This window comes from Methylobacterium sp. EM32 (assembly GCF_040593685.1).
Taxonomy (GTDB): domain Bacteria; phylum Pseudomonadota; class Alphaproteobacteria; order Rhizobiales; family Beijerinckiaceae; genus Methylobacterium.
In genome coordinates this window covers 1-1,035 of record NZ_JBEXZS010000258.1, presented here as the reverse complement: position 1 = coordinate 1,035, position 1,035 = coordinate 1, and the positions used below count along the sequence as shown (strand labels likewise).

Annotated in this window: 2 protein-coding genes; both read right to left on the bottom strand. The window is 55.2% G+C overall.

The genetic code is table 11. The annotated features are described in order from the left end of the window. Positions 1–278, bottom strand: a 278-nt coding sequence (locus ABZT49_RS31950; protein ID WP_355292348.1) for a hypothetical protein, incomplete at its 3' end; no start/stop codon positions are given. 512 nt (positions 279–790) lie between these two features. Beyond that, positions 791–1,035, bottom strand: a 245-nt coding sequence (locus tag ABZT49_RS31945) for a DUF6894 family protein (protein ID WP_093568179.1), incomplete at its 5' end; no start/stop codon positions are given.

The following is a 1,035-nucleotide window of genomic DNA, read 5'->3' as shown; positions in this document are numbered from 1 at the left end:
ATGTCGCGTGCGCGATCGCAAAACACGTCCTTGGATTCGACTGTGGTTGTTCCGTTCGCACTTGGCAGTACTCGCGGACCTGATCCTTCTGACGTGCAACGATGCAGTTCGGCCCAGGCATTCAGGTGGCACAGGAGCCTGATGTGATCGCGTTCCTCAAGCGCCTGTTCGATGCGCCAGCCGAGCAAACGGAGCCGCAGGTTGACGATGACGGCACGCAGGGTCGATCGACCGTAATCTGGAGAACGCTGTCGGCGAGAAGGAAAGTCGGTGGGCATGGCGCCCTCCGGTGCAGTCCTGGCCCATCGCCACGACACCAGTGCGTATATGGTGTGCAGTGAGCGGATAGCAACTCAAATCCGAAAATACTCAAAAAATCACCGTGCGGCCAATGAAGTTATAGGCCATGAGAATTTTTTTCCCTACGGCTGCTGGTCATAGAAGCTGAGCAATATGGACGTCGACAATCGCGCTTCTCCAGCGAGCCCGGGACGCTATCGACGCGCAAAGCGCGTTCGAGCGGACTCCGCTCGCCGCCGTGCCGACGGGCATGAGATCGCACAAGGTCGGCGACGATACGAACGAACTCCGCTGCATTCGCAAGGAAAACGGCATACAGATCCAAGGGCGTCTCAAATCGCCAACCCATCATGGGCGATTAAATATTTCAACAAAATTACTATAGCTTTTTCCCATCGAATAAAATCGCGATGCAGCCAAAAATTCAGCAGGAATTGAAGCAGCAAATTTGGCCATCGCGTGTTAGGTAATGCTGCCATACATTAAAATCTCAGACTGTGTCAATCAACCATTCCGCGCTAAGAATGAGAGAGGCTGCGAATAATGCCTGCCCTGTCTCGTCGCGCATCAGCACCGCAACCTGCCGGCTTCCACCCAGGCTCATTTCCTCACGCGCGATATCTGGCAGAATCCGGATGGCGGCATCGCGGGCAGCATGAGCGTTAGGAAACTCGGTTCCCACGTCGTCGGGGATCAGTTGGCCGTCTTGGATGTCGAAAAAGAAACGCGGCATCG